The organism is Candidatus Dadabacteria bacterium (assembly GCA_009840385.1).
GTDB lineage: Bacteria > Desulfobacterota_D > UBA1144 > Nemesobacterales > Nemesobacteraceae > Nemesobacter > Nemesobacter australis.
The window spans coordinates 647,626-662,101 of record VXNX01000013.1 but is presented as its reverse complement, the minus strand read 5'-3'; the positions used below and the strand labels follow the sequence as shown (position 1 = coordinate 662,101).

General features: G+C 55.2%; 16 protein-coding genes. 7 read left to right on the top strand and 9 right to left on the bottom strand.

Annotated features, from left to right (window positions below; all coding sequences use genetic code 11):
* Positions 1 to 148 precede the first annotated feature (148 nt).
* Positions 149 to 1,705: a hypothetical protein gene (locus F4X55_07570; protein ID MYC40846.1), complete on the bottom strand. Its 1,557-nt coding sequence runs from the start codon at positions 1,703 to 1,705 to the stop codon at positions 149 to 151.
* A 362-nt stretch (positions 1,706 to 2,067) separates the two neighbouring features.
* On the bottom strand, positions 2,068 to 2,412 hold the full coding sequence (locus F4X55_07565) for a hypothetical protein (GenBank protein MYC40845.1): 345 nt from the start codon (positions 2,410 to 2,412) through the stop codon (positions 2,068 to 2,070).
* 149 nt (positions 2,413 to 2,561) lie between these two features.
* Here F4X55_07565 and F4X55_07560 point away from each other — a divergent pair, with 149 nt between their 5' ends.
* The 3 genes from F4X55_07560 (at position 2,562) to F4X55_07550 (ending at position 3,988) form a co-directional block, all read left to right on the top strand.
* Positions 2,562 to 3,203: a hypothetical protein gene (locus F4X55_07560; GenBank protein MYC40844.1), complete on the top strand. Its 642-nt coding sequence runs from the start codon at positions 2,562 to 2,564 to the stop codon at positions 3,201 to 3,203.
* 111 nt (positions 3,204 to 3,314) lie between these two features.
* The gene (locus F4X55_07555) at positions 3,315 to 3,734 is read left to right on the top strand and encodes a hypothetical protein (GenBank protein MYC40843.1); all 420 of its coding nucleotides are present in this window, start codon (positions 3,315 to 3,317) and stop codon (positions 3,732 to 3,734) included.
* Positions 3,722 to 3,988, top strand: coding sequence for a hypothetical protein (locus tag F4X55_07550; GenBank protein MYC40842.1), 267 nt, complete (start codon positions 3,722 to 3,724; stop codon positions 3,986 to 3,988). Before F4X55_07555 ends, F4X55_07550 begins: the two co-directional genes overlap by 13 nt.
* An 81-nt stretch (positions 3,989 to 4,069) precedes the next feature.
* On the opposite strand, the gene F4X55_07545 is transcribed toward F4X55_07550, so the two are convergent.
* Positions 4,070 to 5,530 (bottom strand): glycosyltransferase, encoded by a 1,461-nt coding sequence (locus F4X55_07545; GenBank protein MYC40841.1) that lies wholly within the window; start codon positions 5,528 to 5,530, stop codon positions 4,070 to 4,072.
* A gap of 42 nt (positions 5,531 to 5,572) precedes the next feature.
* On the bottom strand, positions 5,573 to 6,739 hold the full coding sequence (locus tag F4X55_07540) for an LL-diaminopimelate aminotransferase (protein MYC40840.1): 1,167 nt from the start codon (positions 6,737 to 6,739) through the stop codon (positions 5,573 to 5,575).
* Positions 6,740 to 6,963: 224 nt separating this feature from the next.
* Here F4X55_07540 and F4X55_07535 point away from each other — a divergent pair, with 224 nt between their 5' ends.
* Entirely contained in the window at positions 6,964 to 8,037 is a 1,074-nt protein-coding gene (locus F4X55_07535; GenBank protein ID MYC40839.1) for a glycosyl transferase, read from the top strand.
* Between the two features lie 24 nt (positions 8,038 to 8,061).
* On the opposite strand, the gene F4X55_07530 is transcribed toward F4X55_07535, so the two are convergent.
* Complete coding sequence (locus F4X55_07530) at positions 8,062 to 8,688, bottom strand: phosphatase PAP2 family protein (protein ID MYC40838.1); 627 nt, start codon at positions 8,686 to 8,688, stop codon at positions 8,062 to 8,064.
* A 175-nt stretch (positions 8,689 to 8,863) separates the two neighbouring features.
* On the opposite strand from F4X55_07530, the gene F4X55_07525 reads away from it, so the two are divergent.
* The 3 genes from F4X55_07525 (at position 8,864) to F4X55_07515 (ending at position 11,096) form a co-directional block, all read left to right on the top strand.
* Positions 8,864 to 9,694, top strand: coding sequence for a vitamin K epoxide reductase family protein (locus F4X55_07525; protein ID MYC40837.1), 831 nt, complete (start codon positions 8,864 to 8,866; stop codon positions 9,692 to 9,694).
* Positions 9,695 to 9,830: 136 nt separating this feature from the next.
* Entirely contained in the window at positions 9,831 to 10,673 is an 843-nt protein-coding gene (locus F4X55_07520; GenBank protein MYC40836.1) for a M23 family metallopeptidase, read from the top strand.
* Between the two features lie 12 nt (positions 10,674 to 10,685).
* A complete protein-coding gene (locus tag F4X55_07515; GenBank protein ID MYC40835.1) occupies positions 10,686 to 11,096 on the top strand; it encodes a polymer-forming cytoskeletal protein in 411 nt (136 codons plus the stop codon).
* A gap of 3 nt (positions 11,097 to 11,099) precedes the next feature.
* Here the strand turns inward: F4X55_07515 and F4X55_07510 are convergent, their stop codons facing one another.
* From F4X55_07510 to F4X55_07495, 4 genes are all read right to left on the bottom strand, one after another.
* Positions 11,100 to 11,546: a copper chaperone PCu(A)C gene (locus F4X55_07510; GenBank protein MYC40834.1), complete on the bottom strand. Its 447-nt coding sequence runs from the start codon at positions 11,544 to 11,546 to the stop codon at positions 11,100 to 11,102.
* 12 nt (positions 11,547 to 11,558) lie between these two features.
* Positions 11,559 to 12,149 (bottom strand): SCO family protein, encoded by a 591-nt coding sequence (locus tag F4X55_07505; protein ID MYC40833.1) that lies wholly within the window; start codon positions 12,147 to 12,149, stop codon positions 11,559 to 11,561.
* 282 nt (positions 12,150 to 12,431) lie between these two features.
* Entirely contained in the window at positions 12,432 to 14,066 is a 1,635-nt protein-coding gene (groL, locus tag F4X55_07500; GenBank protein MYC40832.1) for a chaperonin GroEL, read from the bottom strand.
* 20 nt (positions 14,067 to 14,086) lie between these two features.
* Positions 14,087 to 14,377 (bottom strand): co-chaperone GroES, encoded by a 291-nt coding sequence (locus F4X55_07495; protein ID MYC40831.1) that lies wholly within the window; start codon positions 14,375 to 14,377, stop codon positions 14,087 to 14,089.
* Positions 14,378 to 14,476: the final 99 nt, after the last annotated feature.

The window sequence follows — 14,476 nt, the reverse complement described above, 5'->3', positions numbered from 1 at the left end:
CTGCGCTAAGAATTTACTGAAAAAACCGGAAAAAGACTAATTTGGGGCCAAGAGAAAATTCCTCCCGGTTTCAAAAGGGCAAAAAAAAGCGGGCGACCTTTGTTAGGAAGCCCGCTTCATTCAAGCTTTGTGAGCTTTGATTTTGTTTTTATTTCGCGAACTGATCGATGTAAACCATCAACCTTGTCTGGAATCCCCAGATCGTATCCTCAACATCGGCATCAGTCACTTCATTAGCAGCTGCATGAGACTCCATAAGGTCTGTAAGACCGTCGCCGGCAAGCACCAAGCTTCCGATGAAGTCAAGGTTTACACCCGGATGAAGCGTCCAAGTAAGCGTCCCCTCGATCTCGGTAGCGAGATATTTTTCAACTTCAGTGCTAGAAATACCCCGATTACCTGCACCACCACCGAAATCCGCAATACCAGGATAATTCGAGTCAAAGGCCGAAACTGCATTCGTCTCATCATTCCAGGCAAACAGAACCTGAGGAGTAAACCCTATATTGTCAGCAAGCTGCATATTTGCGTATGCCCTGACGTAAATAGCGTTTATAACGCTTCCCTCTATCTGATATATAGTCGGAATGACGTGCTTGAAGAGGAGGTTGTCAACGTTATAAGCCGGGCTGAAAGGAAGAGCGTTCCCCTCAATCGTCAAAGGAGTAGAACCATCGTCACCCTGAGCCCAACCAGCTTCAACACCTACCGTGCTTACCTGAGCCATCATCGAAGGATAAACCTCTAAGCGGCCAGCCATGTCAAAAGCGTAGTCAAATTCAAATTCTCCAGCGGGAAGAGGACCTAACGCAGGATTGGTTATTTCTCCCCCTCCGAACATCTGGACTTCGTAGGTGAGGCTCCAGCTAGCGGCCTTAAGAACGAGAAGACCGGAGTATAGGGAAGTACGGTCAACATCAAAATCGTAGCCGAAACCCGCATCGTTGAATACGTCGTTCTGATGCAAGTAGGGGAATCCGTATGCCCCAACAGTCACGTTAACGTCTCCCATCTGCTGGTTATAGATACCCGCCGCGGCAAGTATGTCGTAACCTACACCGTTTTCTCCGGCAAACAACGAACTACCGTTGCTGAACACGTCAGATACGAGAACCAAGGTGAAGGTTCCAGCTCCGGCCGGGAAGGACTTTAACCAAAGAGCCCTGTCAACCACGAAACCAAGATCCGAATGCGGATCGTGTCCGCCGTTTGCAAGGATGCCGAGACCCCAGTCAAAGGGCTGGCGTCCTATCCTTACAAAACCAAGGTTGTTCGGAAGAACTATGTCGGCGTGAAGCATGCGTACGGTGAAAAACCCGTAATCATCGTCTACCGCCTTATTGCCTGTCAGAATCGCACCGTTGAAACGGTCGCTTGGTCTGAGATCGGAAAGCACCACACTGTCATCCTCATAAATGGTGCCACCGAAAAAGTGGGCAGTCTGCCCACCCCATATCATGTTGCTAGCAACATCAACCTGAGCTCTCACGGTGACTGCATCGCTTAAGCCCAACTGCGGAGTGAGCCTGAGCGTCGTATCAACAACACTAATCATGCCATCACCACCGGCAACGGCATTATCAATGACACGAGCCCTCGTTCTCAGGTAACTCGGAAATCCGCCAAGCGACCAGTCTATGGCGAATGACGGAATCGACATACCGAGAACGGCGAAAAATATAATAAGCCATCTGGCTTGAATCATCTCTCCTTACCTCCTGTAAAATTTATATTTCCAAAGTAAACGATCATTACTGATCCCCCTAAAATGGACACAGAACATGACCAATTTCTTTACAAGCTTACTATAAAAGCAAGCCTAATTCAAGCGTTTTTTTCCTTAACGGAAAACCTTCCACTTCCTTAATACGTCCTTAACAATAAAGCACAATGGCAATTATGTCAAGGAGTTTTTTGACTGGGAAAACCAAGAATCAACAACCACAGGGAGCTTTTGAAGCATCATAGGGCTGTCTTTGGCAAGGACAGAAACCGGGGCGAAAACACCCGTATTGGACTATCTGGTATGCAATCCGTGCGAATCCCCGCCAGAAACCAATCTGAGCATCACCCCCGCCCGAAAAGCCGAAGCGTGACAAACGGAATCAGGCTGAGCGCGGGCGAGAGGACAAGCTGCGTAGCGGCGCTTTTGCGCAAAGGCTCCTTCATCTCCATTATTCCCCAATAAAGCGAAGCCGAGTCCCCGATAAAACTCCCGACTGCTTCTGTGAGATAAAAAACGTTTTTCGGACTCAACAGAAACACGAGCAGGTTAAACACAAAAAATACAAGAATCCCGTGCGCTCTATATATATGGTACTGCTGTATCTCCGATATCGCGTCTATCATGTTTCTGGGAGACGCATGCGGAGAGGACGATATGGGAACGAATCCTCCGCGTCCACCGCTCACAGTTTTGTTCCTCATATATGTAAAGCGAGGAAAACCGACGGTTTTTCCGTCCCTAGGCTCCCGCGGATCCGCCGTCCCGGAAAAGTTTTCAAAAAAAGATATGGACATTTGCTCCTAATTGTAATACATTGTATTTCAAATGTCGAAAAATGGACAAAAAACAAAAGGGCAGCGATGAAGAAAATCAAGAAAAAACCCAGGAGAAAAATCTCTTGATCTCTCTCGGCACAAAGAAACTTAGGGAACCGGCCCCGCCTGCGGGAACCGCTATAGGCGAAGGCGCAGCACTTGACCGCGATCCCGAGGCAAGATCTGCTCCCATAACAGTTCCCGATGCGGACAGGGAGGGGCACATATTCACCATGGGCGCCACGCGAAGCGGAAAGACCCGCCTCGCAGAAACCATGATAGAGCACGACATAAGAGCCGGGCGTAGCATCCTCTGGATAGATCCCAAGGGGGATAACGCCATTTTCTCAAACATAGTGACTGTGGCCAGGGAAACGGGAAGAGAGGATGACCTTCTTTTCTTCTCTCCCGTTTTTCCCCGCTACTCAGTGAAAATAGACCCATTATCTCACTACTTCATGCCGGAGGAGATAGTTAACCACGTCGTCTCCGGAGTGCGGGTGCGGGAAGAGTCCTACTTCAACATAGCCTACGAGGTAACGCTTGTCGTGGTGCAGAGCCTAATGCTCATATCGAGGTCCATAGGCGAGCGGCCCGTGTTCACGTTCAGGAGGATAAAGGAAAACAGGACGAGGCGTCAAACGTCCTTTACTTCGGAATAGATGACCTTTTTAACAAGGCGAGCGGAGCGTACCGAATCCGGCTTGCAACGGTCCCCTAGCACTCAATCCGGTTGCGCTTCGAAGCGAAATCCGCTTATAATTGTCATTGATATGAAAGCACTTCTGCTCATCACCGCGCTTTTGATCTGCGTTTGGCCGACAGGGTCTTTTGCCGACAGCCAGACTTCTGAAGTTCTTGGAGAGCGTTCAAGGCAAAAAGCGGCGGTTTCGCGACCTGCCGACGCACCCAGCGCCAAATCAAAAGCCTTCATACACCCGGACACGGGAGAAATCCTGACCCATGAGAGATGGCATGCTCTCGGCCTCGAAAACGACGAAGCCGAGGCGATTCCGCGCTCCTCCTCCAACACCCCCGAACCTGAGAATACCCAGACGGTATTCCAAGGCAGGCAGATCGATCTTGGAAACGGAGACTACGTCATAGTGGTCGATGTTCCCGAATCCGAGATGGTTGAAACCAAGGCATGGTTCGACGAGAAGGGGAAGGCCCATATCAGATGCAATCACTAAGTGTGGTGAAAAAGCTTCTCCCCGGGGCACTTTTTCTTCTGCTAGTCGTCATGGCCCCGCTCCCCCCTTGCATCGCGGTCACGGTCGAAGAAATATACGATGACGACACGGGAGAGGGATTCAAGGACGGAACCGATCTTACCCAGGCCGAAAAAGATCTGATCTCTCCGAGTGGGAACGACGCAGAAATTCTCGAGGAAGTAAGAACAAAAGCTTTCGAATACGCTACTTCTCCTCGAGAGCACGTTGGCTAACTTGAGTTCGATCAGAATAGGCGCGAAACTCGTGATTTTTTCGAGCCAGGAGGATCCGAACAATCCGGGTGAGTGCCTGATTCACGAACTGTGATATATGGAGAGAAAAGCTGTATAGGTGAAACCGAACTGCATGAGCAGTAAAAAGGGAATCCAGATGAAAAATCCCATGTACAGGACGTAGGCCACCTGAACCGTGAAGAAAAGCGAGAGAACGACCTCGAAAAAAGTCGTAACCCCTTTTGAGGAAACATACGCCGAGGTTCTCCACCCGTCCTTCCTGCTGACGACGGCGTACTTGGGCGTCCTCGCAAAGCCCGACGTCCTGCCCGCAACCGCTTCCAAAACGGCCTTGGCGTTGTTAACGGCGATGCCCGCCCCAACGCTTAGCGCAACGGGTATGTACTTGTAAAATCCCCGAGCCCGGGAACCGTGGGCCTCCCCCACGGCAAGTATGTAGAACCTTATTATGGCGAAAGTGCCGACCGCCACCCCTGTGACGCTCGCGATGAAAAGGTCGTTAAGCCAGATGCGCTCCCAGAGGAAGTTCATGGGTATTATGAGGATTATCGTGGCGAGCAGGAAAAGGTAGCTGAAGTTGCCGAGAAGATGGAATACGCTCTCGGCCTTTACCTTAAACGGAATCCCGGGGGCGCCGAGTACCGTGGGCAGAAGCTTGAGGGCAGTCTGGATTCCTCCCTTAACCCACCTGTGCTGCTGTATTTTAAAGGCGTTCATGTCAACGGGAAGTTCGGCGTCAGACACCACGTCGGGCAGGTAGACCGCACGCCACCCATTTATTTGCGCCCTGTAGCTCAGGTCAAGATCCTCGGTGAGGGTGTCGTGCTGCCACCCGCCGGAGAGCTCTATGCATTTCTTGCGGATCACGCCGGCAGTGCCGTTAAAGTTAAGAAAAAGGCCGTTTCCGTGGCGCGCCGCCTGCTCGATTACGAAATGGCCGTCAAGAAGCACGGACTGGGCCTTTGTGAGAAGGGAGTAGTCGCGGTTCAGATGCCCCCATCTCGTCTGCACTATCCCGACCTCCGGATCCTCAAAGCATGGCACGGTTTTTCTGAGAAAATCCCTCGGGGGAACGAAATCCGCGTCGAAAACCGCCAAAAGCTCCCCGCTTGCCTCGGCGCAGCCCGCTGCAAGCGCCCCGGCCTTGTACCCTTCCCGGGATCCCCTTCGGATATGCTTTATGTCAAACCCCGCGGCCCGAAGCTCCTCCGCGCAGCCCGCGGCTATGCGGCTTGTGTCGTCGGTTGAGTCGTCAAGGACCTGCACTTCGAGAAGCTCTCTCGGGTAGTCGATGCCGCAGACCGCCCGCATAAGCCTCTCGGTTACGTACATCTCGTTATAGACGGGCAGCTGCACCGTGACGCGCGGAAGCGGACCCCCGCCCCCCGGGGCTTCTCCCCGGCGCGCCTTGGCCCTCGAGTAAAGATGCACCAGGTAGTAGCGGTGAAGACCGAATACGCAGAGAAAAACGGAAGAAATAATGTAAAGCAGGGTGCAAAAGTACTTAAGAAAATCAAACACTATGGTAAACCTCTTTTTCGCTGTGGCTAGGGCCCCGAGCGCCTACGGCCTGAAACTGGCTATCCTCTCGGCCGCCTGCCTTATCCTCTCGGTATCGAACGTGACGGAAACCCTGGCGTAGCCCTCCCCGCAGTCCCCGAACCCGTTTCCGGGAGTGACCACCACTCCCGCCTCAGAAAGCATCCTCGCGCAGAACTCCGAAGAGCTTATCCCCTCGGGAACCTCGAACCACACGTAGAAGGTGGCCTCGGGCCGGGTGTACTCTATGCCCGCCTCCTCAAGCCCCCGGCAGAATATCTCAAGGCGCTCCCTGTAGACCTCCTTTCTTTCCTCAAGCCCCAAGGAGCTGTTCTGAAGAGCCGTTATGCCCGCCTCCTGGACCGCCTGGAAAGCCCCCGAGTCTATGTTCGTCTTTATCTTCCCCAGGCCCGCTATGGCCTTCTCGTTGCCCGCGGCGAACGCTAGGCGCCACCCGGTCATGCTGAAGGTCTTCGACAGCGAGTGGAACTCGATTCCGACATCCATCGCCCCCGGTATCTCAAGGAAGCTGATGGGATTCTGGCCGTAAAACGCTATCTCGGTGTAGGCCGCGTCGTGACACACCAGTATGCTGTTTTCCCGCGCGAAATCGACCACCTCTTTGAAAAATCCCTCGTTTGCGAGAACCGTGGTCGGGTTGTTGGGATAGTTAAGAAACATCATGACCGCTTTCTCCGCCACCGCGGAGGGAATGGCGTCGAGGTCAGGGAAAAAGCCGTTTTCCTTGAGAAGCGGCATGGGATAGGGAACTCCTCCCGCAAACGTGGTCGAAACCGGGTACACCGGGTATCCCGGGTCCGGCACGAGCGCCACGTCCCCCGGGTCAACGAACGCGAGGGGCGCATGGGCTATCCCTTCCTTCGAGCCTATCAGCGTCACTACTTCTTTTGCGGGATCGAGGGTCACCCCGAAGCGCTCCGCATACCAGTCGGCCGCCGCCTCCCGAAAAGACAGCATCCCCACGTAGGAGGGGTAACGGTGGTGCTCGGGATTCCCCGCGGCCTCGCGAAGCGACTCGATTATGTGATCGGGCGTCGGTATGTCCGGATCGCCCACCCCCAGGTCGATCACGTCGACCCCCTTCTGGACGAGCTCGTCCTTTTTCCTGTCGATCTCCGCGAAAAGGTACGGAGGAAGCTCCTCGATTCTCTTCGCCCATTTGATTTCCATATGAAGTCCTCCCGATGACGGATGCGCCTTGACGGAGCATTTAGGTTAACCAAACCCCGGCGAATGGGCAAGTGGCCCCAAAGCGCCCGGAACGAGCCTTTAACCACCCCTTAACGGGACGTTTACCCCGCTTTGACAATGCCGCGGATAACTGTATCCGCGGGTTCCGTTTAACAACGCGCGCAAAAGGGATTACAATATATTTTCGCGCGGGAAAAGAGCAGATGAAGATACTCTACGCCATACAGGGAACCGGAAACGGTCACATAAGCCGCTCAAGAGACGTGATAGCCGAGCTCAGAAAGTCGGTCGAGGTCGACATAATGGTAAGCGAGCGCCAGCACGAGATAGATCTCGGCTTCGAGGTCAAGTACAACCTGCGGGGGCTCGGGTTCGTTTTCGGGAAAAACGGCGGGATCGACTACTACGCCTCGATAAAGAAGGCCCGCTTCGACAAGCTGCTAGGGGACGTCAACGACCTCCCCGTCGCGGATTACGACATGGTGGTAAGCGACTTCGAGCCCATATCCTCGTGGGCGTGCCGCCTTAAGAAACGCCCCTGCGTTTCGCTCTCCCACCAGACCTCGTTCGTCTCCCCTAAGACCCCGAGGCCCGAGAAGCCGAACAAGGTGATGGAGTTCATAATAAAGTGGTACGCCCCGGTGTGCATACCGCTGGGGCTCCACTTCCGCGAATACGACAATTTCATAAAGACTCCCATAATAAGAGGGGAGCTCCGCCGCTTCGACGTCCGCCAAAACGGCCACTACACGGTTTACCTCCCGAGTTTTGACGAGCGCACCCTGATCAGGCACCTGAGCAAAATCGACGTGCCCTGGGAGCTTTTCTCGAAGCACTACAAGGGAGAGCCCTACACGGAGGGCAACGTCGCCGTGTACCCGGTGAGCTACGAGAGGTTCATAGAGAGTTTCACCGGCTGCGAGGGCATACTCACAAACGCGGGGTTCGAGACGCCGTCTGAGGCCCTTTTCCTCGGGAAGAAGCTGCTGGCGGTGCCGATGAAGGGGCAGTACGAGCAGGAATGCAACGCCGTGGCGCTTGATCAGATGGGATTCGAGGTGCTCCACAGGGTGGACGAAGAATTCGACGGGACCCTCGAGAAGTGGGTCAGGCTTCCCCGGGCAAAGTCCGAGCCCTACCGGGACGTCGTTCCCGACATATCCGAAACCATACTGGCCCTGGCCGAGCGTTACGGAGGCGAGGAGGAGTTCCGCCACCCAAGCGGTTCCCCCATAGAGGACGCGGAGAAAAAGGGGCTCATGGACCTTTTTATCTGAACAAGGACCGCCCGACCCCGGGAATCAGGAAAGGAAAAACCAGAAAACCGCTGTGCCCATGGCCAGTCCCGCGACAGTCTGGGCTAGGCTGTGGCACCCGAGCCTCACTCTCGACCACATAACCAGCAGGGCCAGGGGCGGAAGAACGAAAATCAGGCTCTCGTGCGGGTGGGCGAACACCATAGCCCCCAAAGCGCCCATGGCGGCGCAGTGGCCGCTTATCTTCCAGTAAAACGATACCAGTATCCAGAGGCCCGTCAGCGCCAGGCACGAATAGCCGAGCGTCACGAGCGCGGCGGGTCCGCCGACGAAACTGTAAAACATAAGCAGAAAGACCGAGTAGATGAAGATGACGCTCAGCGGCCTTATCCGCTCCTCCCTGACGCTTATGTGAAAATCCGTCACCTTGCCCTGGCCCATGAGATAGAAAATGTAGGCCGTGGGGGCGAGCACGAAAAGCAGCACGAAAAAGGAGGCCCAGAGAAACTTCGAGGAGTGCTCGATCGAGTAGGAGCAGAGAAGGACGGCGTAGAAGACCACGAGCGCGGGAGAGAACACCGTCGAGACGAGGTTCGCCGTCGCCGCCGCCCTGCCGCCTTCCGCCGGACGGGGAAATGTGACCTTGTGAGCTACGTTGTCGTTGTTAATCATCTTCCCTAAGACCTATTAAACCGCAGGGAGCGGAAAAAACAAGGGGAAAATCGAAGGTTTTGCGTTTTTTAATCACCTCTTAAAAAACCGTTAACGCGTCCTTAAACTTCTGTGCCGCCGCGGTTTCTAAACCCCGCGGATAGGCTGTATAATATCCCCACGGGTGGTTTCAGCCATGGCCAAATGGAAAAACAGCTTTCTGGGCGAGGGGACGGGGCTTGCGGCGTTTGCCCTCTGCGTGCTGGGAACGGCGGTCTCCGTGTATCTGCTCGTGGCGGACTTTGTGCTCGGGGGAGCCGAGCTCTGCCTCACGGGGCATGGCTGTGACGTGGTGAGGGAGAGCCGCTACTCGAGCATCGGCGGCATCCCGGTTTCGCTTCTGGGAGTGCTGGGATACGCCACCATGGCCGGCGCCGTGCTCCTGCCGCTCGGGCGGAGGACCAAGTGGAGCCTTGTTTTCTGGCTCTCGGCCGCGGCGGTCGGTTTTTCCGCCTACCTAACCTACCTCGAGCTTTTTATAATAGACGCGATCTGCTCCTGGTGCGTTGTGTCTGCAGCAGTGGCGGCGGCGGTGTTTTTGCTCGCGGCATCCCGGAGGGAGGGGACGACCGGGCGTGCTCTCGTGTCGCTTGGCGGGGCGGGGGCGGTGATCGTCCTTGTGTTCGCCATTTCCTACTCCGTTCACTCTCCGGCGCCAGAAGAGGCCTCATCGCCCTCAAGCGCCACCTTTTACCAGGCGAGCCTCGCGAAATACCTCTCCGAGCGGGGAGCCACCATGTACGGCTCCTACAAATGCTCTCACTGCGAGAGGCAGAAGCAGCTTTTCGGAGGGGCGTTCGGCTACATAACCTACGTTGAGTGCAGTCGAAGAGGTCCCGACCCCGACCCCGCGCTCTGCGCGGCCAAGAACATAAAGAGCTATCCCACCTGGGAAATCGGGGGAGAGTTCTACGAGGGAGTGAGGACGCTTGAGCAGCTGGGGCGCATCTCCGGCTACTCGGACTAGCGGGGACTCTCCGGCCCCACGGCAGGGCGCCGCGGCGGCCTGGGGCTTTTTGACAAGGGGCTTTTATAGATTATCCTTAACGGGAGATTCGTATCATGATTTACGTGCCGCCTCCCGGGCGGCAGCGAGGTTAAGGGTGGAGAAAAGAAACGACGGACTGTCGCTTACCGTATCCTGCAACAAGTTCGGCTGGACCCGCTCCTGGGGTATCAGCAGGGCGCGGTTTCACATGGCGCTTGGAGTGCTTGGAACTTTCCTTGCGGGCGCGTTTTTATCCTTTTTCTTCTCATACAGTCTCTACGGGGAAGCAGAAGATATACGGGCGCAGAAGGAAGCGGAGATAAACGAGCTGCTCGACGCCGTCGCGAACATGTCGCAGGACATAATCGTAGACAAGCGGCTTGAGGACAAGTTCATAAAAAGAGTTTTAAGGCTTGAGAAAAAGCTTGCCTCCATGGAGAAGAAGCTCTCGACCAAGAAGCAGAGGCGGACTCCGGCCATAGGCGGGCGCGGGTTCAGGGTGGACGACATAGGCCATGACTACTTTGACGCGGTGGAAAAGGACATAGACCGCATCGCCGACTCCCTGGCGGTCCTTCCATTCGGAAAACCCGTCTCGGGGAGCATCTCCTCGGGATACGGCTACAGGAAATCTCCTTTCTCCGGTGCGAGGGAGTTTCACGGCGGAATCGACTTCAGGGGGAAAACGGGGACCGAGGTAGTCGCCACGGCAGACGGCGTGGTCGACAAGGCGAAACGGGTCAAGGGCTACGGCAAGTATGTAGTCATCAAGCATAAAAAAGGCTACAAGACTCTCTACGCGCACCTCTCGAAGATAGAGGTAAAAAAGGGCCAGAAGGTCGTCGCGGGGGAGAAGATAGGGGAGATCGGGTCGACCGGACGCTCAAGCGGGCCGCATCTTCACTACGAGATAATAAGGCACGGAATGAGATTAAACCCCAAAAAATACATAAGATAGGGGGGAAACGACATGTACGGCAAGAAACAGAAAAACGGCAAAAAGAACCCGGAGACGGTTGAAACGATTCTCGGCAAGGGCGCGGTGTTCGAGGGGAACATTTCGTGCGAGGGGTCGATGAAAGTCGAGGGGACTCTCAAGGGGAACGTGAAGGCGGACCACACGTTCGTGGTTGGTCCGAACGGCTCGGTCACCGGGGACATAAACGCCGGAGGGGTCATCATATTCGGGGAAGTGAACGGAAAGATAGACGCCGGGTCGCTTGAGATCAAAAGCACCGGCAGGATAACCGGAGAAATACTGATCGAAACCCTGATAACCGAGGCGGGGGGCGTCATGAGGGCCAAGTGCGAAATGAAAGGCCCCGCGCAGCAGACGGGCTCGGACGACCAGGTGCTGACCGTCTCCTACTCCAAGCAGTAAGCCCTAGTGGTGGCTGTGCTTCTGCGCGGCCTTGGGGGAGAGAACGGGCGCGGTAACCGATATCCGCGCGCCCGAGCGGAATTCCAGCTCCAAAACCACGCTTTTATCCATATCGCCCGAGAGTCCCATCAGCATCACGTGGGTGCCTCCCGGGGAAAGGGCGAGCGAAGCGCCCGAGGGAATAGCTATCGACGGGACCTCCCGCATCACCATGGAATCTGAACCCTTCTTCATCTCGATAACGTGAATCGAGGCCTCGCGGGCGCAGGCGCAGCGAATCCCGAGCAGCTCGTCATCCGCACCGGGATTCTCGATAACCATGTAGGCCGCGGTCACGGAAGTGCCCGGCGGGTTTTGCCTTACCCACGGATCCGTTACCGATATTCCTTCGCCGTGCGCCAAGGGAGCCGGAAGAAGGAAAAGAAGAAGGAAAAGAAGGCGTTTTCTCATGGGTTCGGTCCATTAAAGGAGAAGGCGTTTTACGTCATCGGCCATTTTCTCCGGAAGAAGCTTTTCCTTGGGGTAGCGCAGCAACATCGCACCGCCCGGGCCTATCAGGTAAACGGCGGGAGAGTGAACCACCATGTAATCCTCTTCCGAGATCTCCTGCTCCTTTGAATAAAAGGTCCCGCAGGCGTCGTTTACCTGTTTTATTTTCTCCTCGGAACCCGTAAGCCCCACTATGCGGTCGTGGAAAAACGGTATGTAGGCGCCGAGGCGCTCGGCGGTGTCGCGCTCGGGGTCGACGGTTACGAAAAGCGCCATCGCCCTATCGTCTCCCACGATATCAAGCACCTCGCCCAGTATCCCGAGAGTCGTGGGGCACACGTCGGGGCAGTTGGTGAAGCCGAAGTTAAGCAGTATGACCTTGTCCGCGTGCTCAGAGAGAATGAATTTCTGGTTCCGCTGGTCGGTGAGCGAAAAATCAAAGGCGGGGCGGCGGTACTCGTCCCCGTAGAACTTTGTCTTGTCCGTGCGAAGAAACCCCAGGACCGCAAACCACACAAGGGCGATCAGAACCAGGGCAGCCAAGGGCAGGTAGTATCGTTTCATTTCAATAGACTCCCGAAAACGCGTCTGGGCAGAAAATATACACCACCTTTTCGATTAGACAAAAAAAGAGCGCCTCAGGGGGGCCGAGACGCTCTCTATTACAAAAAGGAGGATGAAGGATGAGTATTGATCATTGTTTCTAATCAACACTATAAAATATAAGTAATTTACTTAAACTGTCAAGGGAAAATTAAAAAAAATTCAAAACGGCAAAAAAAAAGCGGGCAGGGCGCCAGAGCGCCGTGCCCGCTTCGGTTTGTTTTCCCCAGTGCCGGGAGGCTCTTACATCATGCCGCCCATGCCCATCGGTCCGCCCGGAGGCACTCCCGCGCCCGAATCATCTTTCTCAATGTCGACCACGAGCGCCTCTGTGGTAAGCAGAAGGCCCGCGACGCTTGCCGCGTTCTGCATGGCGGTCCTGGTCACTTTCGCGGGATCGAGGATACCGGCCTTTATGAGGTCCGTGTACTCGAGCTTCGCGGCGTCAAAGCCGTTTGAGCCCTTCTGGTTGATTACCTTCTCGACCACTATGGAACCGTCCCATCCAGCGTTGGAAGCTATTCCCCTAAGGGGCTCCTCAAGCGCTTTCTTTACGATGTTGACTCCCGCCTGCTCCTCCGAGTCCGCGCCGCCGTACTTGCTGACCGCGCCTATGGCCCTTATGAAGGCAACGCCTCCGCCCGGAACTATTCCTTCCTCGACCGCTGCCCGGGTGGCGTTTAAGGCGTCCTCAACCCTGTCCTTTTTCTCTTTCATCTCGGTCTCGGTGGCGGCCCCTACCCTAATCACGGCCACGCCTCCGGCGAGCTTGGCGAGGCGCTCCTGGAGCTTCTCGCGGTCGTACTCGCCGCTTGCTATCCCTATCTGGTTCTTGATCTGGCCTATGCGGCCCTCTATGGCGCTTCTGGTGCCCGAGCCTCCGACCAGCGTGGTGTCGTCGCGGTCTATGACGACCCTTTTCGCCTTTCCGAGATCGGTTATCTTCGCGTTTTCAAGCTTCATGCCGGCCTCTTCGGATATAACCTGTCCTCCGGTGAGAACGGCTATGTCCTCGAGCATGTCCTTCCTGCGGTCCCCGAACCCGGGAGCCTTTATGGCCGCGACCTTTATCGTTCCCCTGATCTTGTTAACGACGAGAGTCGCGAGGGCCTCTCCCTCGACGTCCTCGGCGATTATCAGAAGGGGCTTGGTGCTTCTCGCCGCTTCCTCAAGAAGCGGGAGAAGATCCTTCATGTTAGCTATCTTCTTGTCGAAAAGCAGGATGAGCGGATCCTCAAGCTCAACCGTCATCTTCTCGGGCTCGGTTACGAAGTAGGGGCTCAGGTATCCTCTGTCAAACTGCATTCCCTCCACAACGTCAAGCTCCGTGTCGAGACTTCTTCCCTCTTCCACGGTTATAACGCCGTCCTTTCCTACCTTCTCCATGGCGTCGGCTATGATGCTTCCGACATTGCCGTCACCGTTTGCGGAAACCGTGGCAACCTGGGCTATCTCCGTGCGGCCCTTTACCTGCTTGCTTGATTTCCTTATGCTGTCGGTCACAACCTCGACCGACTGGTCTATTCCCCTTTTAAGCTTCATGGGGTCGTGTCCCGCGGCCACCAGCTTTATTCCTTCGCGGTATATGGCCTGGGCCAGTATGGTGGCTGTGGTGGTGCCGTCTCCCGCGACGTCGCTTGTTTTCGAGGCGACTTCCTTCACCATCTGGGCTCCCATGTTCTCGAACTTGTCCTCAAGTTCCACTTCCTTAGCCACGGAAACCCCGTCCTTGGTTACTACCGGAGCTCCGAACGTTTTCTCTATGAGCACGTTGCGTCCCCTGGGACCCAGCGTCGCCCTTACAGCGGCCGCGAGCTTGTTAACGCCCTCGAGAACCTTCTCTCTGGCCTCAGTGTCAAATAACAGATCCTTTGCCATTTTTTTGCTTCCTCCTTTAGTTAGTCTTCTATTACCGCGAGTATTTCGTGTTCGGCGATAATCAGGTAATCCTCGCCGCCGAGGGAAACCTCGTTTCCGCTGTATTTCCCGAAAAGAACCCTGTCGCCTTCCTTGACGTCAAGCGGAAAAATTTCTCCGTTTTCAATAGGCCTTCCCTTTCCCACGGCAACAACCTCCGCCTGCTGGGGTTTCTCAGCGGCGGTGTCGGGGATTATGATTCCCCCTTCCGTCGTCTCAGACATATCAAGACACTTTATCAAGACCTTGTCATATAGCGGTCTTATCTTCATCTCAAATACCTCCTTTTTAACTTTTTAAAGCTTGTCTGGCACTCCTGCCTGCCAAGTGCCAACTATAAAGTAAGCACGTTTTTGCGAGTGTCAAGGGAT